Genomic DNA, 24,118 nt, shown 5'->3' with positions numbered 1-24,118 from the left:
TTGGCTCTGTGCTGTTGCGGCGCGGAGTATCGCACAAGTAGGCGCATTGTTCGCCTGCTGTTTATCGACAGGCACAAACTCTCTCAATGAATCTGCTCAAATCGTTGGCCGCCGTCAGCTCTATCACGATGCTTTCCCGGATTCTGGGTTTTGTTCGTGACACGCTGATCGCGCGGACATTCGGCGCCGGGATGGCCACGGATGCCTTCTTTATTGCTTTCAAATTGCCCAACCTGCTGCGGCGGATCTTTGCCGAAGGGGCTTTCTCCCAGGCGTTCGTGCCGATTCTGGCCGAATATAAAAGCCAGCAGGGCGAAGAAGCGACGCGTACCTTCATTGCCTATGTGTCGGGCCTGTTGACGCTAGTGTTGGCGGTTGTGACTGCACTGGGCATGATCGCCGCGCCCTGGGTGATCTGGGCCACGGCGCCGGGTTTTACCGATACCCCGGAAAAATTCCAGCTCACCTCTGATCTGTTGCGGGTGACCTTTCCTTATATATTGCTGATCTCGCTGTCGTCGCTGGCCGGCGCGATTCTGAATACCTGGAACCGCTTCTCGGTGCCGGCCTTCGTACCGACTCTGCTCAACGTCAGCATGATCGTGTTTTCGCTGTTCCTCACGCCGTATTTCGATCCACCGGTCATGGCTCTTGGCTGGGCGGTGCTGGTAGGCGGTCTGGCGCAGTTGCTGTATCAGCTGCCGCACCTGAAAAAGATCGGCATGCTGGTGCTGCCACGCCTGAACCTGCGCGACAGCGGCGTGTGGCGGGTGATGAAGCAGATGCTGCCGGCGATTCTCGGCGTGTCGGTGAGTCAGATTTCATTGATCATCAACACCATCTTCGCCTCGTTTCTGGTCGCAGGTTCGGTGTCGTGGATGTATTACGCCGACCGCTTGATGGAATTGCCGTCGGGCGTATTGGGCGTGGCGCTCGGCACGATTCTTCTGCCAACGCTGGCCAAGACCTACGCCAGCAAGGATCGCCACGAATACTCGCGGATCCTCGATTGGGGGCTGCGCCTGTGCTTTGTGCTGGTGTTGCCGTGCGCGCTGGCACTGGGGATTCTTGCCGAGCCGCTGACTGTTTCGTTGTTCCAGTACGGTCAGTTCAGTGGCTTTGATGCCGAGATGACCCAACGCGCGCTGATTGCCTATTCGGTCGGCCTGCTCGGGATTATCGTGATCAAAGTGCTGGCGCCGGGCTTTTATGCGCAACAGAACATTCGCACCCCGGTGAAAATCGCAATTTTCACGCTGGTCTGCACGCAGTTGTTCAACCTGGCGTTGATCGGCCCACTAGCCCACGCCGGCCTTGCCTTGGCGATCAGTGCCGGTGCTTGCCTGAACGCCGGGCTGCTGTTCTATCAACTGCGCAAGCAAAAGATGTATCAACCGCAACCGGGCTGGGGCAAATTCGGCTTCAAGCTGGTCGTTGCGGTGACCGTGATGTCGGCGGTGTTGCTGGCCGGCATGCATTTCATGCCCGCCTGGGATGAGGGCCATATGTTTGAGCGCTTCTTGCGCCTGGGTGCGCTGGTAGTTGCTGGCGTGGTGGCCTATTTCGGTATGTTGTTGCTGTTGGGTTTCCGTCTGCGAGACTTCAATCGCAAGGCCTTGAGCTGAGGTTTCAGCCTTCATGAGCAGGCATGGGCCGGCGGTTTTGTCGGCTCGTTCACTTTGCGTTACGGTGTTGCCTGTCGTCGGCCGTCGGGTGTGGTTATAATCGACCACTTTATGAGCAAGAAGCGCGTTATGCAGCTGGTTCGAGGCCTCCACAACTTGCGCCCCCAGCATCGGGGCTGCGTCGCCACTATTGGCAACTTTGACGGTGTTCACCGTGGTCACCAGGCTATCCTGGCCCGGCTGCGTGAGCGTGCGCTCGAGTTGGGCGTACCCAGCTGCGTGGTGATTTTCGAGCCGCAGCCACGGGAGTTCTTTGCGCCCGATACCGCACCGGCACGTCTGGCGCGGTTGCGCGACAAGCTGCAATTGCTGGCCGCTGAAGGCGTCGACCGGGTGTTGTGCCTGGCTTTCAACCAGCGGCTGAGCAAGCTCAGCGCCAGTGAATTCGTCGATACCATTCTGGTCGATGGCCTTGGCGTGCAGCATCTGGAGGTCGGTGACGATTTCCGTTTCGGTTGCGACCGCCTCGGCGATTTCGATTTTCTGATGCAGGCCGGGCAGGTTCACGGTTTCACCGTCGAAGCGGCGCAAACCGTCGAGCTGGACGGCATTCGCGTCAGCAGCACGCAGGTGCGCAACGCCTTGGCTGCGGCCGATTTTGCCTTGGCCGAACGCTTGCTCGGCCGTCCGTACCGCATCGCCGGTCGCGTGCTGCATGGGCAGAAACTGGCCCGGCAACTGGGCACGCCCACTGCCAACATTCAACTCAAGCGTCGTCGCGTGCCGTTTACCGGGGTGTATCTGGTGAATGTCGACATCGACGGCAAGACCTGGCCCGGCGTCGCCAATATCGGCGTGCGCCCCACGGTGCAAGGAGATGGCAAAGCCCACCTCGAGGTCCATCTGTTAGATTTTGCCGGCGATCTGTATGACCGGCGTTTGACGGTGGTTTTCCACCAAAAGCTGCGTGAAGAGCAGCGCTTCGCCTCTCTGGAGGCATTGAAAACGGCGATCAATGCGGATGTCGCCACCGCCCGTGCACTAGCCGCACCTAGCGCCCATCGCTAATGAAGAGCCTTAAATGACCGACTATAAAGCCACGCTAAACCTTCCGGACACCGCCTTCCCAATGAAGGCCGGCCTGCCACAGCGCGAACCGCAGATCCTGCAGCGCTGGGACAGTATTGGCCTGTACGGAAAGTTGCGCGAGATTGGCAAGGATCGTCCGAAGTTCGTCCTGCACGACGGCCCTCCGTACGCCAACGGCACGATCCACATCGGTCACGCACTGAACAAGATTCTCAAGGACATGATCATCCGCTCGAAAACCCTGTCGGGTTTCGATGCGCCGTATGTCCCTGGCTGGGATTGCCACGGCCTGCCGATCGAGCACAAGGTGGAAGTGACCCACGGCAAGAACCTCGGCGCGGATAAGACCCGCGAGCTGTGCCGTGCCTACGCCACCGAGCAGATCGAAGGGCAGAAGTCCGAGTTCATCCGTCTCGGCGTGCTGGGCGACTTCGCCAATCCGTACAAGACCATGGATTTCAAGAACGAGGCCGGTGAAATCCGCGCCCTCGCCGAAATCGTCAAGGGTGGTTTTGTCTTCAAGGGCCTCAAGCCAGTGAACTGGTGCTTCGATTGCGGTTCGGCTCTGGCTGAAGCGGAAGTCGAGTACGAGAACAAGAAGTCCTCGACCATCGACGTTGCGTTCCCGATCGCTGACGAGGCCAAACTGGCTGCCGCGTTCGGTCTGGCGTCGCTGAGCAAACCTGCTGCGATCGTGATCTGGACCACCACCCCGTGGACCATCCCGGCCAACCAGGCGCTGAACGTGCACCCGGAATTCAACTATGCCCTGGTCGATATCGGCGACAAGCTGCTGGTGCTGGCTGAAGAGCTGGTCGAAGCCTGTCTGGCGCGCTATGGCGTGGAAGGTTCGGTCGTCGCCACCACCACCGGTAAAGAGCTGGAGCTGATCAACTTCCGTCACCCGTTCTACGATCGTCTGTCGCCGGTGTACCTGGCTGACTACGTCGAACTGGGCGCAGGCACCGGCGTGGTTCACTCCGCCCCGGCCTACGGCGTGGACGACTTCGTGACCTGCAAGAAATACGGCATGGTCAACGACGACATCCTCAACCCGGTACAGAGCAACGGCGTGTACGTGCCGTCGCTGGAATTCTTCGGCGGCCAGTTCATCTGGAAGGCCAACCCGGCCATCGTCGAAAAACTGACCGAAGTCGGTGCGCTGATGCACACCACCGTCATCGAACACAGCTACATGCACTGCTGGCGCCACAAGACCCCGCTGATCTACCGCGCTACTGCGCAGTGGTTCATCGGCATGGACAAGGAGCCAACCAGCGGCGACACCCTGCGCGTGCGCTCGCTCAAAGCCATCGAAGACACCAAGTTCGTTCCGGCCTGGGGCCAGGCGCGTCTGCATTCGATGATCGCCAATCGTCCGGACTGGTGCATCTCGCGTCAGCGCAACTGGGGCGTGCCGATCCCGTTCTTCCTCAACAAGGAAAGCGGCGAGCTGCACCCGCGTACCGTCGAGCTGATGGAAGAAGTCGCCAAACGCGTTGAAGTCGAAGGCATCGAAGCCTGGTTCAAACTCGACGCCGCCGAACTGCTGGGCGATGAAGCGCCGCAATACGACAAGATCAGCGACACCCTCGACGTCTGGTTCGACTCGGGCACCACGCACTGGCACGTTCTGCGCGGTTCGCACCCGATGGGCCACGAGAGCGGCCCGCGTGCCGACCTCTACCTGGAAGGTTCCGACCAGCACCGTGGCTGGTTCCACTCGTCGTTGCTGACCGGTTGCGCCATCGACAACCACGCACCGTACCGCGAACTGCTGACGCACGGCTTCACCGTCGACGAGTCCGGCCGCAAGATGTCCAAGTCGCTGAAAAACGTGATTGAGCCGAAGAAGATCAACGATACGCTGGGCGCCGACATCATGCGTCTTTGGGTCGCGTCGACCGACTACTCTGGCGAAATCGCTGTGTCGGATCAGATCCTGACCCGCAGCGCCGATGCCTATCGTCGTATCCGTAACACCGCGCGCTTCCTGCTTTCCAACCTGACCGGTTTCAACCCGGCCACCGACCTGCTGCCGGCCGAAGACATGCTGGCGCTGGATCGCTGGGCGGTGGATCGCACGCTGCTGCTGCAACGCGAGTTGCAAGAGCACTACGGCGAATACCGTTTCTGGAACGTGTACTCGAAGATCCACAACTTCTGCGTGCAGGAGCTGGGTGGTTTCTACCTCGACATCATCAAGGACCGCCAGTACACCACCGGTGCCGACAGCAAGGCCCGGCGCTCGTGCCAGACCGCGCTGTTCCACATCTCCGAGGCGCTGGTGCGCTGGATCGCGCCGATCCTCGCCTTCACTGCCGACGAGCTGTGGCAATACCTGCCGGGCGAGCGTAACGAGTCGGTCATGCTCAACACCTGGTACGAAGGCCTGACCGAGCTGCCGGAAGGCTTCGAGCTGGGTCGCGCCTACTGGGATCGCATCATGGAAGTGAAAGTCGCAGTCAACAAAGAGATGGAAATCCAGCGTGCGGCGAAAGCCGTCGGTGGCAACCTGCAGGCCGAAGTGACGCTGTTTGCCGAAGAGGCGCTGAGCGCCGACCTGGCCAAGCTGAGCAACGAGCTGCGCTTTGTCCTGATCACCTCGACTGCCAGCGTTGCACCATTCGTGCAGGCTCCGGCCGATGCAGTGGCCACCGAAGTCAGCGGTCTGAAACTGAAGATCGTCAAATCGGCGTTCCCGAAATGCGCGCGGTGCTGGCATTGCCGCGAAGACGTCGGCGTGAACCCGGAGCATCCGGAAATCTGCGGTCGTTGCGTCGACAACATCAGCGGTGCTGGCGAGGTTCGTCACTATGCCTGATGCCATTGGCCGTTTCGGACGGCTGAGCTGGCTGTGGTTGAGCCTGCTGGTCCTGGTCATTGACCAGGCCAGCAAGTTCTACTTCGAAAGCAAGCTCGAAATGTTCCAACAGATCGTGATCATTCCCGATCTGTTCAGCTGGACGCTGGCCTACAACACTGGCGCTGCGTTCAGCTTCCTCGCCGACAGCTCCGGCTGGCAGCGCTGGCTGTTTGCGCTGATCGCCATTGTCGTCAGTGCGGTACTGGTGGTCTGGCTCAAGCGTTTGGGTCGCAACGAAACCTGGCTGGCCGTCGCCCTGGCACTGGTGCTGGGTGGCGCGCTGGGCAACCTGTATGACCGCATTGCCCTGGGCCATGTGATCGACTTCATTCTGGTGCACTGGCAGAACCGCTGGTATTTCCCGGCGTTCAACATTGCCGACAGCGCGATCACCGTTGGCGCGATCATGCTGGCACTGGACATGTTCAAATCGAAGAAAACCGAAGAGGCTGCTCATGACTGAACCGCAATCGACTGAGCAACGCATCGGCCAGAACACCGAAGTCACCCTGCACTTTGCCTTGCGCCTGGAAAACGGTGACACCGTCGACAGTACCTTCGACAAGGCCCCGGCGACCTTCAAGGTCGGCGATGGCAACCTGCTGCCGGGTTTCGAAGCCGCACTGTTTGGCTTCAAGGCCGGCGACAGGCGCACAGTGACCGTTGAGCCGGAAAACGCTTTCGGACAGCCAAACCCGCAGAACGTGCAGACCATCCCGCGTTCGCAGTTCAACGACATGGAGTTGTCGCCGGGTCTGCTGGTGATCTTCAACGATGCGGCCAATACTGAATTGCCAGGAGTGGTGAAGGAATTCGATGACACGCAAGTGACCGTCGACTTCAACCACCCGCTGGCGGGCAAGACGCTGACCTTTGACGTGGAAATCATTTCCGTCAAAGCGATCTAAAAATGCAGGAGTGAGCTTCTGTGGCGAGGGGATTCATCCCCGCTGGGGTGCGAAGCGCCCCCAGACCAGTCAACGGATTCTGAGATAAGTCCGTTGAAGGTCTGCGACTGCTACGCAGCCGAGCGGGGATGATTCCCCTCGCCACAACAAGCAGGTCTCCACAGTCTGTTTTCCATTGTTTTCGCGCGCAAGACACGAGGCACAGCATGCAAATCAAACTCGCCAACCCCCGTGGCTTCTGCGCCGGTGTGGACCGGGCGATCGAAATCGTCAACCGCGCCCTGGAAGTCTTCGGGCCGCCGATCTATGTGCGTCATGAAGTGGTGCACAACAAGTTCGTCGTCGAAGACCTGCGCAGCCGTGGCGCGATTTTCGTCGAAGAGCTCGATCAGGTGCCCGATGACGTGATCGTCATCTTCAGCGCCCACGGTGTTTCCCAAGCCGTGCGCAACGAAGCTGCAGGTCGTGGCCTGAAAGTCTTCGATGCAACCTGCCCGCTGGTGACCAAGGTGCACATCGAGGTCGCCAAATACAGCCGCGACGGTCGCGAGTGCATCCTGATCGGCCACGCCGGTCACCCGGAAGTTGAAGGCACCATGGGCCAGTACGATGCCAGCAACGGCGGCGCGATCTACCTCGTCGAAGACGAAAAGGACGTGGCCGCATTGCAGGTACGCGATCCGGAAAGACTCGCCTTCGTCACCCAGACAACCTTGTCGATGGACGACACCAGTCGCGTTATCGATGCCCTGCGCACGCGCTTCCCGGCGATCGGTGGCCCGCGCAAGGACGACATCTGCTACGCCACACAAAACCGCCAGGACGCCGTCAAGCAACTGGCCGACGAGTGCGACGTGGTACTGGTGGTCGGCAGCCCGAACAGCTCCAACTCCAATCGCCTGCGCGAATTGGCTGAGCGCATGGCGACTCCGGCGTACCTGATCGACGGTGCCGAGGACCTGCAACAGAGCTGGTTCGACGGCGTCGAGCGTATTGGCATTACCGCTGGCGCGTCCGCACCGGAAGTGCTGGTCCGGGGCGTGATCCAGCAATTGCAGGCCTGGGGCGCGACCGGTGCCGACGAGCTGGCTGGCCGTGAGGAGAACATCACGTTCTCGATGCCGAAAGAGCTGCGCGTCCGTTCGATCTGACGCTTCTGCCTTTGTCGCACAGCGCCTGTTCGGTCTCCTGACTGCCCAGGCGCACGCGACCGGTCGCCGCCAGCACGATCTGCCGCTGGCTGACCGGCTCGCGCGGCGAGCAGACGTGTATTGTCCCCGCCTGAAATCGCCGTCCCGGCATCAGCGGCTGTCCCAGATGACTGAACCGCACGTAGCGGCTCACCCACCAGTTGCCGACAATCGCCACCTTCGCCTCACTGGCGCGTTCAACCAGCAGCGGATTGCTGCTGTCCTCCGGCCCCTTGCCGCTAAGATCCAGAATGATTCGCCAACCCTGACTCCAGTCGCCGTCAATGCCATGGATCACCACACTTTGATTGTGGGTCATAGCCAGGGTGCGAGCGTGGCGGATGCCCTCGAGCAGCGACTGCGCTGCGTGGTCGCGCTGAGTCGCTTGCTTGAGCGCGGCGAACGCCGGGCTGACCAGCAGCAGAACAATTGCGCCAATCGCCAGTCCCATAAGCAGTTCAATCAGGCTGAAACCGTGTTGCGGCATGAAAAATCCCTCCGTGGAATGGTATGAGCAGCGCAATCCGTGCGCCGCGCAGGGCAAATCAGTCGGCGCGTGCCGAGCGAATGTTCTAGCGTGTAAAAGCAGGTATAGCCGACGGCAACGGAGGGCACCGATGGATCTTCGTACAAAAGGTTTCACGCTGGTCGAGTTGCTGGTCGCCATTGCGGTGTTCCTGATACTGATCACGCTGGCGGTGCCGGCCTTTACCCGTACGATCCAGAGCAGCAAGGCAGATACCGAAGTCGGCGACTTGCAGCGGGCAATCAATTTCGCTCGCCTCGAGGCAATCAATCGCGGCGTGACCACGCGTCTGCGTCCGACCGCCGGCGGCAGTGTGTGGACCGGTGAGCTGGCGGTCTACGACAGTACTGGCAATCCGGCCAATGTGTTGCGGGTTGTTCCAGCAATGAGCAGTGGCGCGACTCTGACGCTACCCTCAGGAGTGACCGCACTGGATTTCAACAACCTCGGCGGTCTGGCGGCACCGTCGACGGCGGTGGTCATCGGTTACACGCTGGGCACGCAAAGCAGGACGCTGAACGTGTGTTTGAACGGACGCATTCAATTGGGTGGAAATTGCGGATGAGGGCAGGGAGCAAAAACGCACAGGAGGGCATGACGCTGATCGAAGTGCTGGTCGCGTTGCTGATTCTTACCGTCGGGCTGTTGGGCGCAGCGGCGGTGCAGCTCAATGCGCTGAAGTACACCGACAGTTCGCGGATGACCAGTCAGGCCAGTTTCATCGCCTATGACATGATGGATCGCATCCGCGCCAATTCCGGCGCCAACTACACCGTCACGCCACCGACCTCGGGCAATCTCAGTAATGCGCGGGATCAGGATCTCTACGATTTCACCACCAACATCGCCAACTTCGGCGGCCCGACCGCGACGGGCAGCATCACCCTCAATCAGCGGGTCTACACCATCACCATTACCTGGAGCGATGCGCGCGCGGCGAACGCTGCCAGTGCACAGCGCAGTTTCGTGCTGAGCAGCCGGGCGGCGGTCGATCCGGTGGCCACACCATGAAGTACGCCAGCCGTGGTTTCGGCCTGATTGAGCTGCTGATTGCCCTGGCTTTGGGGCTGATCGTCGTGCTCGGCGTGGTACAGATTTTCATCGCCGCAAAAAACACTTACGTCAGTCAGAACAGCGCCGCAGCGATGCAGGAAGATGCGCGCTTCGTTCTCAGCAAAATGATTCAGGAAATTCGTATGGTCGGCATGTTCGGCTGCCTCGGCACCATCGTCGACTCCAGTTCTGCAGGGGATTTCAACACCGCGCAACTCATCCCGATCAACTGGGATAACGCCAGTCTCAAGCTGACCATGGTCACCGCCGATGTTGGCAGCGGCGGGGGAACGCCGACCTGGACGGTGATTTCCGATTGTCGCAACAGCGCGGTCGCCTACAGCGGATTGCGCAGCCCGACCACGGGGCAGATCGCGTTCCCGATCCGGCGCCTGATCTACAGCTTCAGCAATAACCAGATCCTCATGGGCACTGGCAGCGGCAATCCGGCGCAGCAAGTGCTGGTGAACAACGTCAGCGCCTTCAACGTCACATTTGGTCTGGCCAGCTCCGCGACCGACGTCGCAGCTTCAACGTACAGCAGCAACCCCGGCGATCCGGCGCGCATCCGCAGCGTGCGCCTGAGCCTGACCCTCACCGACCCGAACAATCGGGTGCGCAATCAAACCTTCAACGTGGTTGCGGCATTGCGCAACCGCTTGCCATGAGGGGGCGGCGATGAGGATTTCCTTGCAACAACGTCAGGCCCAGCGCGGCATGGTCCTGTTGGTGAGCCTGGTGTTTCTGCTGTTGCTCACATTGATCGGTTTGTCCTCGATGCAGAGCGCCAACCTGCAAGAGAAAATGGCCGGCAGCGTAAGCCTGCGCAATCAATCGTTTCAGGCTGCGGAAGCGGCGTTGCGTATCGGCGAAAGTGCGGTGCAGCTGGACAGTTACTCGTTGGCGGTGTGCAGCGGCACGACCCAATGTCTGCCGCCGGCGGAGTCGTCAGTGGTCAGCTCGGCCGGCTTCAATTCGACCTCCGGGGTGACCTGGATCGCCGCCGGTAATGGCTTTTATGGCGTGCAGAACATCGGCACGACCCTGACGGCGGTGAACGTACCAAGTAACACTTCGGCGACGTTGTATCGAGTCACTGCGGTCGGCATCGCCGGCAATTCGCGTAGCGTGGTGGAGAGTGTCTATGCGAAGTATTGAGCGCGGCCTGTCGCTGCTGATCGGCATGCTGCTGAGTTGCTACCTGGCGGCACCGGCCTGGGCTTTCACGCCTTCCGATTCGCCATTGCTGAGCGCGGCTGCGGTGGCGCCAAACGTGATGCTGCTGATCGACGACTCCGGCAGTATGAACAGCATCATCTACGCCGCCGGATTCGACCCGAACGTCAACCGCACTCCCGCCCGGCAGTGCAATGCCTTCCTCGGATTGTGCTCTGCACTCAATGCGCCGCAGATTACCGGCGACACAGTGTTTCTATCGAGCCTGCCGACTTCCGGTTGCTCGGGAGGCGCCTATGCGTTCTACAACAACAGCGTGGCGCCGTTGTGCCTCAAGCTCCCCGACCCCGTAGGCAACGAGAACACTCGGTATTCCGCCGATTACATTTCCTACATAGTCAGCCTCGCCAACAGCACCGGCACCCGCGACTTCACTACGGGGGCGATTCCCAACGATTACCGGATGAACGTGGCGCGCAACGTTTCCACCGCACTGGTGAGCAGCAACCGCACCTTGCGCATGGGCCTGTCGACATTCAATCCGGCGACCAGCAGCAACCCGGGCAACGGCGGTTTCATCGCTCGCTCAATCACCGATTTGTCACCCGTCGCGGGCAGCGTCACCCAGGCCCAGGCAGACACCAACTACAACGCGCTGATCTCATCGATCAACGGCTTGAACGCCGTGGCCAACACGCCATTGGCCGAGAGCTATTACGAAGTCACGCGCTACATGCGTGGGTTGGCGCCTTACTACAACGGCACGCCGGCGAGCTATACCAGTCCGATTCAATACCGCTGCCAGAAAAACTACGGCGTGGTGATTACCGATGGCTTGCCAACCTATGACCGTACCTTCCCGACCAACGATCCGCTGGGAGGCAGCCGGCTACCGAACTGGGATGGCGTGAATAACGATGGCGACAACCTCAACGGTGACGGTGAAGGCGACACGCTTTATCTGGATGACATCGCCAAATTCGCCTTCGACATCGACATGCGTTCGACCGGTACTGACGCAGCAGGCAAGAGCTGGAACGCGGTGGATTTTCCCCGGCAGAACATGAACACCTACACCGTGGGTTTCGCGGCGGATAACGACATGTTGTCCGACGCCGCCAGTTACGGGCAGGGCAGGTACTACCAGGCGACCGACAGCTCCGGGCTCAATGCGGCGTTATCGTCGGCATTGAGCGATATCACTTCCAAGGCCGGCTCCGGTGGTGCCGGTGTTGCCAGCAGCAGTACGTTGACCAGTGGCAGCAGTTTTTACCAGACAACCTACGATCCCAAGGATTGGCGCGGCACGATCAGGTCGTTCGGCTTTACCTCGACCGGCACGGTAAATACCTCGGCGGCGCAATGGTCGACCGACACCACCATCGTGCCCTCTGCCACAGCGCCAAATTTCCAGTCATGGAACACCTTGAGCAACACGCCCATTGCCCTGGCACTCCTCAACTTTTCCCCGGCGCAGCAGACTACGCTGAATCAGGGGTTGCCCGCCGGAATCAACGGTAATGATCTGGTGGAGTGGAGCAAAGGGACCAACAAGGCCGGTCTCAAAGTGCGCACTGCGCTGCTGGGCGACATCATCAATTCGCCGCTGGTGCTCGCGTCGCCTTCAGACAAGACCGCATCCGATCTGACGGGTGACAGCAGTTACACCAACTACCTGACGACCAAGGCTGCGAACATGAACACCAGTCTGGTGGTGAACGCCAACGACGGTTTCGTCAACGTGATCAATTCGGCGAACGGCACCCGCCGTTATGCCTATATGCCCTCCAGCGTGCTGCCTTCCCTGCGACTGATCGCGGACACCAACTACATCAACGGCGTCAGCCACAAATTTCTGGTGGATGGTCAGGTCGGCGTGTTCGATGCGCAGGCCGGTACCACCTGGAAAACCCTGGCCATTGGCGGAACGGGGGCCGGCGGCAAAACCTTCTATGGGCTGCAACTGTTCGATGCCTCGGCAGGCAACGTGATCAAGGCACTGTGGGAAGTCAGTGCGCCGGCTACGGCCAATGCGTCGAATGCTTTCAATGATCTGGGTTACGCCTACGCCCGTCCGGAAGTCGCACGCTTGGCCAATGGTCGCTGGGCGACATTCATCGCCAATGGTTACGGCAGCAATTCGGGGGTTGCAGCGTTGTATGTGCTGGATGCGCTGGATGGTTCGCTGATCAGGAAAATCGTCATCGACAGCACGGAAACCACTAACGGTCTGTCTTCGGTAAAACTCAGGGTCAATTCCTCGAACGTAGTGCAGGCTGCCTACGCTGGTGACCTGAAGGGGCGTATGTGGAAATTCGACTTGAGCGCACCCGGGGCAGAAAGCTGGGGCGTGGCGTTTGCCGGCAAGCCATTGTTCACCGCCCCGGGCGGGGCAACGCAGCCGATCACCGCGCAACCGCTGCTGGCGGATAATCCGCAGGGCGGCAAGCAAGTGTTCTTTGGCACCGGCAAGTTCAACGAGACTGCCGACAAGACCAACAAGGATCTGCAGGCGTTCTATTCGATCTGGGATGCGGAAGGAGGCTCAGGGCAAATCACCGTTAGCAGCTTGCAGGCACAGGCGATTACCGGCTCGTTCTCCGGCAGTTCCGGGCAGTTTCTGACCACCAGCCAGAATGAAACGACGTATCCGGCAGAGAAAGGCTGGTATCTGCCGCTGGTGTATAACAACGTGCTGACCGGTGAACGCGTGATCAATCAGGCCAGTATTGTATTGGGGCGAGTTGTTTTCACCACTGCCAGCGTCGATACCACCGACCCTTGTTCGAGTTTTGGTACGGGCCGACTGGTCGAACTCGATGCGTTCAACGGTAAGATGCTCAACTACGCCGTGATCGACACCACCGGTGACCGTTTGGTCGATGGCGCTGACACGATATCAAGTGGCGTGGTATTCACCGGTGGCATTCCGACCCTTAACGTTATTTCCGCCGGTGGTACGGGAAAGGTCGTGACCGAGACTAGCGGCGTCATCACCACCGTTGTGGAAAAAGGTGGCGGCGGCAGCCGTCGTATCATGTGGCGACAAATCCAGTAAGCGAGAATTTGAGGCATGCGCAGAACCAGCCGAGGTTTTACCCTGATCGAGATCATGATCGTCATCGCGATTATCGGGATCATCCTCACCATCAGCATTCCCAGCTACAACGAATACGTGAAGAAGGGCCGTCGCGCCGAAGTGGTCTCGCTGCTCTCGGAGCAGGCGCAGACCCTCGAACGCTTCTACACCCGCAACAATGTCTACACCGGCGTCACCGGGCTGAGCCCGGGCAATGATTTCTACACCATCACCCCGACGCTGACCGACCAGACCTTTGTGCTGACCGCGGTGCGTAAAACCGGCTCGGCCATGGCCACCGACAAATGCGGGGATTTCACTCTGACCAACACCGGCGTGCGAAGCATGAACAACGCGACTACCGGTGTGACCGCCAAGGATTGCTGGGGCCGCTGACGCATTCTTTTTCGGGCGCCTTTTGCGCCCACTGTCTTTTTTACGGTTGGATCAAACATGACCAGGCAACAGCAAGTGGTGATTGTCGGTGGCGGGGTGATTGGCCTGCTCACCGCCTACAATCTTGCCTCCGAAGTGCGCAGCGTGGCGCTGCTGGATCGCTCGAATGTCGGCCAGGAATCGTCCTGGGCTGGCGGCGGCATCGTCTCGCCGTTATACCCGTGGCGCTACAGTCCGGCAGTCACCGCGCTGGCGCATTGGTCGCAGGATTTTTATCCACAGCTCGGCGAGCGCTTGTTTGCTGACACTGGCGTTGATCCTGAAGTGCACACCACTGGTCTGTATTGGCTGGATCTGGACGATGAAGCCGCAGCCCTGGCCTGGGCCGCGCGGGAAAATCGGCCGCTGCGGGCTGTGGATATCTCGGCGGCACATGACGCGGTGCCGGTGCTCGGCAGCGGTTTCAGCCGAGCGATCTACATGGCCGATGTCGCCAACGTGCGCAATCCACGGCTGGTCAAATCGCTGAAAGCCGCGCTGCTGGCGCTGCCGAACGTGACGATTCACGAGCAATGCGAAGTCAGTGGTTTCGTCCGCGAGGGCGAGCGCGTGGTTGGCGTGCAAACCTCCACTGGGGTGATGAGCGGCGACGAGTTTGTGCTGACGGCGGGGGCGTGGAGCGGTGATCTGCTCAAGACGCTGAGCCTGACGCTGCCGGTCGAGCCGGTCAAAGGCCAGATGATTCTCTACAAGTGCGCGGCTGATTTCCTGCCGAGCATGGTGCTGGCCAAGGGGCGTTATGCGATCCCGCGTCGCGACGGTCACATTCTGATTGGCAGCACGCTGGAGCACGAAGGTTACGACAAGACCCCGACCGACATAGCGCTGCAAAGCCTCAAGGCCTCGGCCATCGAGTTGTTACCAGCGTTGGCGAATGCCGAGGTGGTCGGGCATTGGGCCGGGCTGCGGCCGGGGTCGCCGGAAGGCATTCCCTTTATTGGTCGGGTACCGGGGGCCGAAGGTTTGTGGCTGAACTGCGGGCATTACCGCAACGGGCTGGTGCTGGCGCCGGCGTCATGCCAGTTGTTCGCCGATGTCATGCTGGGGCGGGCGCCGATTATTGATCCGGCGCCGTATGCGCCTGAGGGCCGGATTTAGTCAGAGGCTGGTAGACCGCCTTCGCGAGCAGGCTCGCTCCCACAGGAATACTCATTCCAAATGTGGGAGCGAGCCTGCTCGCGAAGGGGCCTTCAATCCAGTCCCAATTTCTTCAGCCGATAACGCATCGACCTGAACGACAGACTCAACCGCTGCGCCGCCGCCGTGCGGTTCCAGCGGGTTTCCTCCAGCGCCTGCAAAATCAGCTTCCTCTCGACGCTCTCCAGATAATCCTCGAGATTGTCGATCTGTGTCAGATCGGCCATCGCCCCATCCGCCGTGCAATTGCCTTCGCTCAAACGCAGATCCTGCGCTTCGATCGTGCGGTTTTCACACAGGGTGTGCGCGCGTTCGAGAACATTCTCCAGTTCGCGCACGTTGCCGGGAAAGCGATAGTTCTTCAGCGCCTCCAGCGCTTGCGGATGCAGGCGCGCTTCGGCTTGTCCGGTGTCTTTGGCCAGGCGCTTGAGCACGTGCATGGCAAGCGCCTCGATGTCGTCGCGGCGTTCGCGCAGGGACGGCACGCGCAGTTCGATGACGTTGAGCCGGTAATACAGATCCTGGCGGAAGCGTTCGGCCGAAACTTCGGCTTCAAGGTCTTTGTGCGTGGCGCAAAGGATACGCACGTCGACCACCGTTTCCTGCTGGCCGCCGACGCTGCGCACGGCTTTTTCCTGGATCGCTCGCAGCAGTTTTACCTGCATCGACAGCGGCAGGTCGGCGACTTCATCGAGAAACAGAGTGCCGCCATGGGCCGCCTGGAATAGCCCCGGCTTGTCTTCGACGGCACCGGTGAAGCTGCCTTTGCGGTGGCCGAAAAATTCGCTTTCCATCAGTTCCGACGGAATTGCCCCGCAGTTCACCGGCACAAACGGCTGGCTGGCGCGCGGGCCTTGTTCGTGAATCAGACGTGCGACCAGTTCTTTGCCGCTGCCGGATTCACCACTGATGTACACCGGCGCCTGACTGCGTGCGAGCTTGTCGATCTGCTTGCGCAGATTGGCCATCGGCGGCGAATCGCCCAGCAACCGTCGCTCGATTGCCGTGCTCAAGCCGCCCGCTGTCGGCAGGCGCAGCGCCGAGCTGACCAGTTCGCGCAGGCGCGGCAGCTCCACCGGTTTGGTGAGGAAATCGAACGCCCCGGCCTTCAATGCATTGATGGCCGTTTCCAGGCTTCCGTACGCAGTGATCATCGCCACCGGCAGGTGTGGATCGCGTTGCTGAATGTGTTGCACCAGCTCCAGCCCAGTGCCGTCGGGCAGGCGCATGTCGGTCAGGCACAGGTCAAAGTGCTCGCGCTGCAACAGCGCCTGAGCCTCGCCCAGATTGCGTGCGCTGAAGGTCTCGAGTTTCATCCGTCCCAGGGTGATTTCCAGGAGCTCGCGGATATCCGGTTCGTCGTCGACGATTAGAATTTTTTGCCGTGGGCTTGTATTCAACTTTGTTTCCGTCCGTGAGCAAAAGTGATGCAAAAGCAGCCGCCGCCTTGGCGTGATTTGAAGTCTAGGCGTGCCTGGTTGCTTTCGCACAGCTCACTGGACAGATAAAGGCCAAGACCGGTGCCCTGGCTGCTCGTAGTGAAGAACGGCTCAAACAGATGCGCCTGTTCATCGGCCGACACGCCGGGGCCGTTGTCCTGTACTTCGAGCACTGCCAATTGGCTGTCGGGGTCGACGAACAGTGCCAGCCATACTTCGGCCTGCTCGTGCAGTTGGGCGCTGTGACGCCAGGCGTTGCGGATCAGATTGTCGAGAATCTGCCGCAGTTGGTTGGGGTCCATCAGCGTGGTGAAATCGCCGGAATTGATTCGCAGATGAATGTGCTGGCGTTCGTTGGCCTGCTCGCGGGTTTCGCCGACGAAGTCTTCCAGCCACGGCTTGAGGTCCAGCCGTTGCGGCGCGCTTTGCTGGCGGCGGGACAGTTGCAGGACGTTTTCGATGACTCGGTTCATGCGCTGGGAGTGGTCTTGAATAATCTGCGTCAGACGTCGATCTGCGCTATCGAGTTCCTCGGACTCGGCCAACAGCTGCGCGGCATGACTGATCGCGCCCAGTGGATTGCGAATTTCATGGGAGATGCCGGCGGTCAAACGCCCGAGCGCAGCGAGCTTGAGTTGCTGGGCTTGTTGGGTGATTTGCGCCAGGTCTTCGAGAAACACCAGCGTCTGCTGGTTCGGACTCTGCTCGAGAGCGATGAAGCTGGGTTGCAGCTCAAGGCCATTGCCGGGGATTTTCAGACTCTGCGGGCGCAAGGTCGGGTTGTTGCGCCACAGTTGCAGGCGCTCGACGAGTGCTGGCGAATATTCGTCGATCAAATGACCTTGCAGGTGACTATGGCCGAGCAGACTCTGCGCACTGTGATTGGCCAGTTGTACCCGGCGTTGTTCGTCGAGTACCAGAATGCCGGTGCGCATGCGTTGCAGGATCAACGCATTCAACGCCTCCAGGCTGACCACCTCGCTGGCGCGTTGTTCGGCCAGGTTCTCGCTGACTTCGAGGCGGCGGATCAGCCCTTGCACCAGCAGTGAGGCGGCGAAGCACAGCGCGCCGAGGGTGCCGGCTTGCAGGTACGCGTTGGCGGTCAAGGGGCGGCTGAGCCCCAGCATAAAACTCAGGCCGACAATGCCGATCGCCGCGATGGCGGCAATCAGCAGGCCGATGCGTCGGCGCAGCAGGGTGTTGCTGATTGCCACCGAGACCACCAGCAGATTGCCCAGCGCACTGGCCACGCCGCCGGCCGCGTAGAACAGGCCGCACAACAGCAGCACGTCGACGAGGGCCAGGGTGAACAACTGCGCCGGGCGCCGGGTGTTTTCGAGGAACACCACCAACAGCATATTGATGATCAGGTACAGCCAACTTCCACCGCGCAGCAGATCGTCGTTGGCCGACGTCAGCAGGCGGTTGTCCATGTTGCTGGAGATCAGCAACACCAGAGTGATGCCGACACTTAAACGGTAGAGGTGATAAAGGCGCAGCAGACGCTGCGCCTGTTTCTGGTCGGCGTTGACGGCCTCAGCGACCACTGGCGCCCGGGCCTTGCTCGAGATGAGCCTGGCTGCAATACCACAGTTGCTGGTTGCCCAGCGCGCGGTCGCGCGGCAGGTGCACGCCGCAGTGGGCGCAACGCACCATCGGCGGCGCGTCCTGTTCGCGCGGCGATCGGGCGGACGAGGCGGGGGCCTTGAATTTGCGCCAGAGCCAGATGGCGGCGAAGATCAGGGCAATCCAGAACAATAAACGAAGCATGATGAGCGGCTTTTCGACTGATGATCCGGCAGTTTAGCCAAGGACCCGATCAGCGCACAGCCTATTAAAGCGCGGCAATAAAAAAGGGAGATCCGCGGATCTCCCTTTTTTCGTACAGCCGGTGTGATCAGTCGAACACGCCGAAGGTCATGTAGCTGAACCACGAGCGGTCGGTGTCGCTGGATTCCGGTTCTGGCTCTTCGATCACGTCGCCGTTCTCGTCTTTAGGCTTGAGCTCGTTCGGGATCGCATCTTTCGCGTCCTGGAACTGCTTCTGCACGTCCTGGTTGGCGCGGGTTTCGCCCGGCGGCAGCGGTGGACGCGATTCGATCAGGCCCAAAGTCGCTTTGCTCAGGAACGAACGGTTGTCAGCTTCGGCTACGCGTGGCACGAACTGGCCATCCTCCAGGCTCGGGTGGTCCGGGTAGTTGAGCTTCAGGGTTTCCAGGCTGGTGGCCGCCAGATCGTCGAGGTGCAGACGCTGGTAGGCTTCGGTCATCACCGCCAGGCCGTCGCCGACCGATGGGGTTTCCTGGAAGTTTTCCACGACGTACTTGCCACGGTTGGCAGCGGCTACGTAAGCCTGACGGGTCAGGTAGTAGTCGGCGACGTGGATTTCGTAGGCGGCCAGCAGGTTGCGCAGATAGATCATGCGCTGCTTGGCGTCCGGCGCGTAGCGGCTGTTCGGGTAGCGGCTGGTCAGCTGCGCGAACTCGTTGTACGAGTCGCGGGCGGCGCCCGGGTCACGCTTGGTCATGTCAAGCGGCAGGAAGCGCGCCAGCAGGCCGACGTCCTGGTCGAACGAAGTCAGACCCTTGAGGTAGTACGCGTAATCCACGTTCGGATGCTGCGGATGCAAACGAATGAAACGCTCGGCGGCAGACTTTGCAGCTTCCGGCTCGGCGTTCTTGTAGTTGGCGTAGATCAACTCCAGCTGAGCCTGATCGGCGTAGCGACCGAACGGATAACGCGACTCCAGAGCCTTCAGCTTGGCTGTGGCGCTGGTGTAGCTGTTGTTGTCCAGGTCAGTCTGAGCCTGCTGATACAGCTCGGCTTCGCTGAGGTTTTCGTCTACGACTTCCTTCGATGAGCAAGCAGCGGTCAATGCGAGGATGGCGATCAGCAGCAGGTGTTTCACTTGCATGGCGGCTTGCGTCCCTATGACGGCCGCTGTCTTGGGCGGGGCCGTCCTGTTATGATGAGCGCCCCGTTGAAAAGCCTCGGGGCAAAAGACGCCGTATTTAACCACAAGCGCGCAGCCGAAACCAAAGGCTGTGCCGACGCCCAGTCCGAGCATGTCCGATAAAATTGAACTTCGCGCAGAGGTGCCGTCCGAATTGGGCGGCCAACGCCTCGATCAAGTCGCCGCCCAACTCTTCGCTGAGCACTCACGCTCGCGCCTTTCCGCCTGGATCAAAGAAGGTCGCCTGACTGTGGACGGGGCGGTGATCCGCCCGCGCGACATTGTGCATGGCGGTGCCGTCCTTGAGCTGACTGCCGAGCAGGAAGCCCAGGGCGAGTGGATCGCCCAGGACATCGAGCTCGACATCGTCTATGAAGACGACGACATCCTGGTGATCAACAAGCCTGCGGGCCTGGTGGTGCACCCGGCCGCCGGTCACGCCGATGGCACCCTGCTCAACGCTTTGTTGCACCATGTGCCGGACATCATCAATGTCCCGCGCGCCGGTATCGTGCATCGTCTGGACAAGGACACCACCGGTCTGATGGTGGTGGCCAAGACCATTCAGGCGCAGACCAAGCTGGTCGCACAATTGCAGAGCCGCAGCGTCAGCCGTATCTACGAGTGCATCGTGATCGGCGTCGTCACCGCCGGCGGCAAGATCAATGCGCCGATCGGTCGTCACGGCCAGCAACGCCAGCGCATGGCAGTGATGGAAGGCGGCAAGCCTGCCGTCAGCCATTACCGCGTGCTCGAGCGTTTCCGTTCGCACACCCACGTGCGGGTGAAACTGGAAACCGGTCGGACCCACCAGATCCGCGTGCACATGGCGCACATCAACTTCCCATTGGTCGGCGATCCGGCGTATGGCGGGCGTTTCCGCATTCCGCCTGCGGCCAACCCGACCATGGTGGAATCGCTCAAGCACTTCCCGCGTCAGGCGCTGCACGCGCGCTTCCTTGAACTCGATCACCCGACGAGCGGTGAGCGCATGAGCTGGGAATCGCCGCTGCCGGAAGATTTCGTCTGGCTGCTGACCCTGCTCAAGCAGGATCGCGAGGCCTTCGTCGGATGAACTGGCTGACGCCGGACTGGCCTGCGCCGGCCAGCGTCAGGGCCTGTGTCACCACCCGCGAGGGTGGTGTCAGCGAGGCGCCGTTCGACAGCCTCAATCTGGGCGATCATGTCGATGATCGCCCGCAAGCGGTGGCCGAAAATCGTCGCCGCTTGACCGAACACTTCTCCATACAGCCTGCCTGGTTGCAGCAAGTGCACGGGATCACCGTTGCGCATGCTGATCCGGGCATCGTTGCGACTGCAGATGCCAGTTGGACGGCAACGCCGGGTATTGCCTGCGCGGCGATGACGGCGGATTGCTTGCCGGCGTTGTTCTGCGATCGTGCGGGCACTCGGGTTGCGGCAGCCCATGCCGGCTGGCGCGGTCTGGCGGCGGGTGTGCTTGAGGCAACTCTCGACAGCCTCGATGTTCCTGCTGACGAGGTACTGGTCTGGCTCGGCCCGGCCATTGGCCCCAAAGCCTTTGAAGTCGGTCCGGAAGTACGGGAAGTCTTCATCAATCAACTGCCTGAAGCAGCAGAAGCGTTCGTACCGAGCAACAATGCCGGCAAGTTCATGGCTGATATCTATCTGCTGGCGCGCCTGCGTCTGGCTGAACGGGGTGTCACGGCTGTTTATGGTGGCGGTTTCTGCACCGTGACCGATCCGCGCTTCTTCTCCTATCGCCGTGCGTCGCGCACCGGTCGTTTCGCCTCCCTTGTTTGGCTCACCCGCTAAACTCTCTGATCTGCATCAACTCTCCGACGCTTGAATCTCCCAGAATCGACCGCATCTACAGTGGTATCTGGCAGGTTTCTTTATTCAGGATGGTTTCTTAGGTCCGGCCTGCTCAAAAGGAAGGTGACCCATGCGTATTGACCGTTTAACCAGCAAATTACAGTTGGCCCTGTCCGACGCCCAGTCGTTGGCGGTTGGCCACGATCATCCGGCCATCGAGCCGGCGCACTTGATGCAGGCCATGCTTGAACAGCAGGGCGGTTCGATCAAGCCGTTGCTGATGCAAGTAGGCTTCGACGTCAACAGCTTGCGTAAAGAGCTGACCAAAGAGCTCGATCAACTACCGAAAATCCAGAACCCGACCGGCGACGTCAACATGTCGCAGGATCTGGCGCGCCTGCTCAATCAGGCTGACCGTTTGGCTCAGCAGAAGGGCGACCAGTTCATTTCCAGCGAACTGGTGCTGCTCGCCGCGATGGACGAGAACAGCAAGCTCGGCAAGTTGCTGCTCGGCCAAGGCGTGAGCAAGAAAGCCTTGGAAAACGCGATCAACAACCTGCGTGGTGGCGAAGCGGTAAATGACGCCAACCACGAAGAGTCGCGGCAGGCGCTGGACAAGTACACCGTCGACCTGACCAAGCGCGCCGAAGAAGGCAAGCTTGATCCGGTGATCGGCCGTGACGACGAGATCCGCCGCACCATTCAGGTTCTGCAACGCCGCACCAAGAACAACCCGGTGCTGATCGGTGAACCTGGCGTGGGTAAAACCGCGATCGCCGAGGGGCTGGCGCAGCGCATCATCAACGGCGAAGTGCCAGACGGCCTTAAAGGCAAGCGCCTGCTGTCGCTGGACATGGGCGCGCTGATTGCCGGCGCCAAGTATCGCGGTGAGTTCGAAGAGCGCCTGAAATCGTTGCTCAACGAACTGTCGAAGCAGGAAGGGCAGATCATTCTGTTCATCGACGAGCTGCACACCATGGTCGGCGCTGGTAAGGGCGAAGGCTCGATGGACGCCGGCAACATGCTCAAGCCTGCGCTGGCTCGCGGCGAGTTGCACTGCGTCGGCGCGACCACGCTCAACGAGTATCGCCAATATATAGAGAAGGATGCGGCGCTCGAGCGGCGTTTCCAGAAAGTTCTGGTGGACGAGCCGAGCGAAGAAGACACCATCGCGATTCTGCGTGGCCTCAAGGAGCGTTACGAGGTCCACCACAAAGTGGCGATCACCGATGGCGCGATCATCGCTGCGGCCAAGCTCAGCCATCGCTACATCACGGATCGACAGCTGCCGGACAAGGCCATCGACCTGATCGACGAGGCGGCCAGCCGTATCCGCATGGAGATCGACTCCAAACCGGAAGTACTCGATCGTCTGGAGCGGCGCCTGATTCAGCTGAAGGTGGAATCCCAGGCGCTGAAGAAAGAAAGCGACGACGCGGCGAAGAAACGCTTGGAAAAACTCCAGGAAGAAATCGAGCGTCACGAACGTGAGTATTCCGATCTGGAGGAAATCTGGAACTCGGAGAAAGCCGAGGTGCAGGGTTCTGCGCAGATTCAGCAGAAGATCGAACAGTCGCGCCAGGAACTGGAAGCCGCACGCCGCAAAGGCGACCTGAACCGCATGGCCGAGTTGCAGTACGGGGTGATCCCCGACCTGGAGCGCAGCCTGCAAATGGTCGACCAGCACGGCAAGAGCGAAAACCAGTTGCTGCGCAGCAAGGTGACTGAAGAAGAGATTGCCGAAGTCGTGTCGAAGTGGACCGGCATCCCGGTGTCGAAAATGCTCGAAGGCGAGCGCGACAAGCTGATGAAGATGGAGAGCCTGTTGCACAAACGGGTAATCGGTCAGGAAGAAGCGGTCGTGGCTGTGGCCAACGCCGTGCGGCGTTCCCGCGCCGGGCTGTCCGACCCGAATCGGCCGAGCGGCTCGTTCATGTTCCTCGGCCCGACCGGTGTCGGTAAAACCGAGCTGTGCAAGGCCTTGGCCGAGTTCCTCTTCGATACTGAAGAGGCGATGGTGCGGATCGACATGTCCGAATTCATGGAGAAACACTCCGTGGCCCGTCTGATCGGTGCGCCACCAGGCTACGTCGGCTATGAAGAGGGCGGTTATCTGACCGAAGCGGTGCGTCGCAAGCCTTACTCGGTGATCCTCATGGACGAAGTCGAGAAGGCCCATCCGGATGTGTTCAACATCCTTCTGCAAGTGCTTGAGGATGGCCGGCTGACCGACAGTCACGGGCGTACGGTGGACTTCCGCAACACGGTGATCGTGATGACCTCCAACCTCGGGTCGATGCAGATCCAGGAACTGGTCGGTGATCGTGAGGCGCAGCGTGCTGCTGTGATGGACGCGCTGACCTCGCACTTCCGTCCGGAGTTCATCAACCGCGTTGACGAGGTGGTGATCTTCGAGCCGCTGGCGCGGGATCAGATCGCCGGGATTACCGAGATCCAGTTGGGTCGCCTGCGCAGCCGTCTGGCCGAGCGCGAGCTGAAGCTGGAGCTGAGCCCGGAAGCGATGGACAAGCTGATCGCCGTCGGTTACGACCCGGTGTATGGCGCACGTCCTTTGAAACGGGCGATCCAGCGCTGGATCGAAAACCCGCTGGCGCAGTTGATCCTGTCGGGTCATTTCATGCCGGGCGACACCGCCACCGGCAAGGTCGAGAACGACGAAATCGTTTTCGGCTAAGCCTCAGGGCAATGAAACCGGGAAGGCCTCGCATTGCGAGGCCTTTTTTTCGCCAGGCTGTTGAACTCAAAGGAAAAGGCTTGTAAAGTGCGCCCCGCAGTCAGTCACCGGCAGCGTTTCAACCCACCGGGT

The 24,118-nt window shown here is 60.5% G+C and carries 21 protein-coding genes; 16 read left to right on the top strand and 5 right to left on the bottom strand.

Going from position 1 to position 24,118, the window contains the following annotated elements; translation table 11 throughout:
- Nucleotides 1-86 precede the first annotated feature (86 nt).
- The 6 genes from murJ (at nucleotide 87) to ispH (ending at nucleotide 7,639) form a co-directional block, all read left to right on the top strand.
- The gene (gene murJ, locus CKW30_RS21415) at nucleotides 87-1,625 is read left to right on the top strand and encodes a murein biosynthesis integral membrane protein MurJ (protein ID WP_095181848.1); all 1,539 of its coding nucleotides are present in this window, start codon (nucleotides 87-89) and stop codon (nucleotides 1,623-1,625) included.
- A 129-nt stretch (nucleotides 1,626-1,754) separates the two neighbouring features.
- Nucleotides 1,755-2,693, top strand: a complete 939-nt coding sequence (gene ribF, locus CKW30_RS21410) for a bifunctional riboflavin kinase/FAD synthetase (RefSeq protein ID WP_016773125.1) — start codon at nucleotides 1,755-1,757, stop codon at nucleotides 2,691-2,693.
- A gap of 13 nt (nucleotides 2,694-2,706) precedes the next feature.
- Nucleotides 2,707-5,538: an isoleucine--tRNA ligase gene (gene ileS, locus CKW30_RS21405; protein ID WP_095181847.1), complete on the top strand. Its 2,832-nt coding sequence runs from the start codon at nucleotides 2,707-2,709 to the stop codon at nucleotides 5,536-5,538.
- Entirely contained in the window at nucleotides 5,531-6,043 is a 513-nt protein-coding gene (gene lspA / locus CKW30_RS21400; protein ID WP_095181846.1) for a signal peptidase II, read from the top strand. Before ileS ends, lspA begins: the two co-directional genes overlap by 8 nt.
- A complete protein-coding gene (gene fkpB / locus CKW30_RS21395) occupies nucleotides 6,036-6,488 on the top strand; it encodes an FKBP-type peptidyl-prolyl cis-trans isomerase (RefSeq protein WP_056790492.1) in 453 nt (150 codons plus the stop codon). Before lspA ends, fkpB begins: the two co-directional genes overlap by 8 nt.
- Before the next feature lie 206 nt (nucleotides 6,489-6,694).
- Entirely contained in the window at nucleotides 6,695-7,639 is a 945-nt protein-coding gene (gene ispH / locus CKW30_RS21390) for a 4-hydroxy-3-methylbut-2-enyl diphosphate reductase (RefSeq protein WP_016773129.1), read from the top strand.
- On the opposite strand, the gene CKW30_RS21385 is transcribed toward ispH, so the two are convergent.
- The gene (locus CKW30_RS21385; protein ID WP_095181845.1) at nucleotides 7,596-8,165 is read right to left on the bottom strand and encodes a GspH/FimT family protein; all 570 of its coding nucleotides are present in this window, start codon (nucleotides 8,163-8,165) and stop codon (nucleotides 7,596-7,598) included. The genes ispH and CKW30_RS21385 overlap by 44 nt on opposite strands.
- 130 nt (nucleotides 8,166-8,295) lie before the next feature.
- Between CKW30_RS21385 and CKW30_RS21380 the strand changes: the two genes are divergently transcribed.
- The 7 genes from CKW30_RS21380 to thiO are packed head-to-tail and all read left to right on the top strand — an operon-like array spanning nucleotide 8,296 to nucleotide 15,066.
- On the top strand, nucleotides 8,296-8,769 hold the full coding sequence (locus CKW30_RS21380) for a GspH/FimT family pseudopilin (protein ID WP_041477800.1): 474 nt from the start codon (nucleotides 8,296-8,298) through the stop codon (nucleotides 8,767-8,769).
- Nucleotides 8,766-9,215: a type IV pilus modification protein PilV gene (gene pilV / locus CKW30_RS21375; protein WP_071173641.1), complete on the top strand. Its 450-nt coding sequence runs from the start codon at nucleotides 8,766-8,768 to the stop codon at nucleotides 9,213-9,215. The genes CKW30_RS21380 and pilV overlap by 4 nt, the downstream gene beginning before the upstream one ends.
- Nucleotides 9,212-9,925 (top strand): PilW family protein, encoded by a 714-nt coding sequence (locus tag CKW30_RS21370; RefSeq protein WP_056790483.1) that lies wholly within the window; start codon nucleotides 9,212-9,214, stop codon nucleotides 9,923-9,925. Before pilV ends, CKW30_RS21370 begins: the two co-directional genes overlap by 4 nt.
- A gap of 10 nt (nucleotides 9,926-9,935) precedes the next feature.
- Nucleotides 9,936-10,415: a PilX N-terminal domain-containing pilus assembly protein gene (locus tag CKW30_RS21365; RefSeq protein WP_095181844.1), complete on the top strand. Its 480-nt coding sequence runs from the start codon at nucleotides 9,936-9,938 to the stop codon at nucleotides 10,413-10,415.
- The gene (locus tag CKW30_RS21360; protein WP_095181843.1) at nucleotides 10,402-13,491 is read left to right on the top strand and encodes a pilus assembly protein; all 3,090 of its coding nucleotides are present in this window, start codon (nucleotides 10,402-10,404) and stop codon (nucleotides 13,489-13,491) included. Before CKW30_RS21365 ends, CKW30_RS21360 begins: the two co-directional genes overlap by 14 nt.
- Nucleotides 13,492-13,506: 15 nt before the next feature.
- Nucleotides 13,507-13,908 carry a type IV pilin protein gene (locus tag CKW30_RS21355; RefSeq protein WP_095181842.1) on the top strand — a complete coding sequence of 134 codons (402 nt, stop codon included), beginning with the start codon at nucleotides 13,507-13,509 and terminating at the stop codon, nucleotides 13,906-13,908.
- 57 nt (nucleotides 13,909-13,965) lie between these two features.
- The gene (gene thiO / locus CKW30_RS21350) at nucleotides 13,966-15,066 is read left to right on the top strand and encodes a glycine oxidase ThiO (RefSeq protein WP_095181841.1); all 1,101 of its coding nucleotides are present in this window, start codon (nucleotides 13,966-13,968) and stop codon (nucleotides 15,064-15,066) included.
- A 92-nt stretch (nucleotides 15,067-15,158) separates the two neighbouring features.
- On the opposite strand, the gene CKW30_RS21345 is transcribed toward thiO, so the two are convergent.
- From CKW30_RS21345 to CKW30_RS21330, 4 genes are all read right to left on the bottom strand, one after another.
- A complete protein-coding gene (locus tag CKW30_RS21345; protein WP_095181840.1) occupies nucleotides 15,159-16,505 on the bottom strand; it encodes a sigma-54 dependent transcriptional regulator in 1,347 nt (448 codons plus the stop codon).
- Nucleotides 16,502-18,091, bottom strand: coding sequence for a PAS domain-containing sensor histidine kinase (locus CKW30_RS21340; protein WP_095181839.1), 1,590 nt, complete (start codon nucleotides 18,089-18,091; stop codon nucleotides 16,502-16,504). Before CKW30_RS21340 ends, CKW30_RS21345 begins: the two co-directional genes overlap by 4 nt.
- Complete coding sequence (locus tag CKW30_RS21335) at nucleotides 18,081-18,314, bottom strand: PP0621 family protein (protein ID WP_056790465.1); 234 nt, start codon at nucleotides 18,312-18,314, stop codon at nucleotides 18,081-18,083. The genes CKW30_RS21340 and CKW30_RS21335 overlap by 11 nt, the downstream gene beginning before the upstream one ends.
- Nucleotides 18,315-18,441: 127 nt before the next feature.
- Nucleotides 18,442-19,458: an outer membrane protein assembly factor BamD gene (locus tag CKW30_RS21330; RefSeq protein WP_056790462.1), complete on the bottom strand. Its 1,017-nt coding sequence runs from the start codon at nucleotides 19,456-19,458 to the stop codon at nucleotides 18,442-18,444.
- Nucleotides 19,459-19,609: 151 nt separating this feature from the next.
- On the opposite strand from CKW30_RS21330, the gene rluD reads away from it, so the two are divergent.
- From rluD to clpB, 3 genes are all read left to right on the top strand, one after another.
- The gene (gene rluD / locus CKW30_RS21325; RefSeq protein WP_016773140.1) at nucleotides 19,610-20,572 is read left to right on the top strand and encodes a 23S rRNA pseudouridine(1911/1915/1917) synthase RluD; all 963 of its coding nucleotides are present in this window, start codon (nucleotides 19,610-19,612) and stop codon (nucleotides 20,570-20,572) included.
- A complete protein-coding gene (gene pgeF / locus CKW30_RS21320) occupies nucleotides 20,569-21,291 on the top strand; it encodes a peptidoglycan editing factor PgeF (protein WP_095181838.1) in 723 nt (240 codons plus the stop codon). Before rluD ends, pgeF begins: the two co-directional genes overlap by 4 nt.
- A gap of 130 nt (nucleotides 21,292-21,421) precedes the next feature.
- Complete coding sequence (gene clpB, locus CKW30_RS21315) at nucleotides 21,422-23,986, top strand: ATP-dependent chaperone ClpB (RefSeq protein ID WP_056790458.1); 2,565 nt, start codon at nucleotides 21,422-21,424, stop codon at nucleotides 23,984-23,986.
- Nucleotides 23,987-24,118: the final 132 nt, after the last annotated feature.

Origin of the sequence: Pseudomonas sp. Irchel 3F6 (assembly GCF_900187595.1) — a bacterium.
Taxonomy (GTDB): domain Bacteria; phylum Pseudomonadota; class Gammaproteobacteria; order Pseudomonadales; family Pseudomonadaceae; genus Aquipseudomonas; species Aquipseudomonas siliginis.
Note: the sequence above shows the minus strand (reverse complement) of the source record. Positions and strands in the feature narration are given on the sequence as shown.

What these genes read in the sequence shown, in the direction of transcription:
- murJ (WP_095181848.1), top strand. Translation starts at nt 87, where the DNA reads ATGAATCTGCTCAAATCGTTGGCCGCCGTCAGCTCTATCACGATGCTT.
- ribF (WP_016773125.1), top strand. Translation starts at nt 1,755, where the DNA reads ATGCAGCTGGTTCGAGGCCTCCACAACTTGCGCCCCCAGCATCGGGGC.
- ileS (WP_095181847.1), top strand. Translation starts at nt 2,707, where the DNA reads ATGACCGACTATAAAGCCACGCTAAACCTTCCGGACACCGCCTTCCCA.
- lspA (WP_095181846.1), top strand. Translation starts at nt 5,531, where the DNA reads ATGCCTGATGCCATTGGCCGTTTCGGACGGCTGAGCTGGCTGTGGTTG.
- fkpB (WP_056790492.1), top strand. Translation starts at nt 6,036, where the DNA reads ATGACTGAACCGCAATCGACTGAGCAACGCATCGGCCAGAACACCGAA.
- ispH (WP_016773129.1), top strand. Translation starts at nt 6,695, where the DNA reads ATGCAAATCAAACTCGCCAACCCCCGTGGCTTCTGCGCCGGTGTGGAC.
- CKW30_RS21385 (WP_095181845.1), bottom strand. Translation starts at nt 8,165, where the DNA reads ATGCCGCAACACGGTTTCAGCCTGATTGAACTGCTTATGGGACTGGCG.
- CKW30_RS21380 (WP_041477800.1), top strand. Translation starts at nt 8,296, where the DNA reads ATGGATCTTCGTACAAAAGGTTTCACGCTGGTCGAGTTGCTGGTCGCC.
- pilV (WP_071173641.1), top strand. Translation starts at nt 8,766, where the DNA reads ATGAGGGCAGGGAGCAAAAACGCACAGGAGGGCATGACGCTGATCGAA.
- CKW30_RS21370 (WP_056790483.1), top strand. Translation starts at nt 9,212, where the DNA reads ATGAAGTACGCCAGCCGTGGTTTCGGCCTGATTGAGCTGCTGATTGCC.
- CKW30_RS21365 (WP_095181844.1), top strand. Translation starts at nt 9,936, where the DNA reads ATGAGGATTTCCTTGCAACAACGTCAGGCCCAGCGCGGCATGGTCCTG.
- CKW30_RS21360 (WP_095181843.1), top strand. Translation starts at nt 10,402, where the DNA reads ATGCGAAGTATTGAGCGCGGCCTGTCGCTGCTGATCGGCATGCTGCTG.
- CKW30_RS21355 (WP_095181842.1), top strand. Translation starts at nt 13,507, where the DNA reads ATGCGCAGAACCAGCCGAGGTTTTACCCTGATCGAGATCATGATCGTC.
- thiO (WP_095181841.1), top strand. Translation starts at nt 13,966, where the DNA reads ATGACCAGGCAACAGCAAGTGGTGATTGTCGGTGGCGGGGTGATTGGC.
- CKW30_RS21335 (WP_056790465.1), bottom strand. Translation starts at nt 18,314, where the DNA reads ATGCTTCGTTTATTGTTCTGGATTGCCCTGATCTTCGCCGCCATCTGG.
- CKW30_RS21330 (WP_056790462.1), bottom strand. Translation starts at nt 19,458, where the DNA reads ATGCAAGTGAAACACCTGCTGCTGATCGCCATCCTCGCATTGACCGCT.
- rluD (WP_016773140.1), top strand. Translation starts at nt 19,610, where the DNA reads ATGTCCGATAAAATTGAACTTCGCGCAGAGGTGCCGTCCGAATTGGGC.
- pgeF (WP_095181838.1), top strand. Translation starts at nt 20,569, where the DNA reads ATGAACTGGCTGACGCCGGACTGGCCTGCGCCGGCCAGCGTCAGGGCC.
- clpB (WP_056790458.1), top strand. Translation starts at nt 21,422, where the DNA reads ATGCGTATTGACCGTTTAACCAGCAAATTACAGTTGGCCCTGTCCGAC.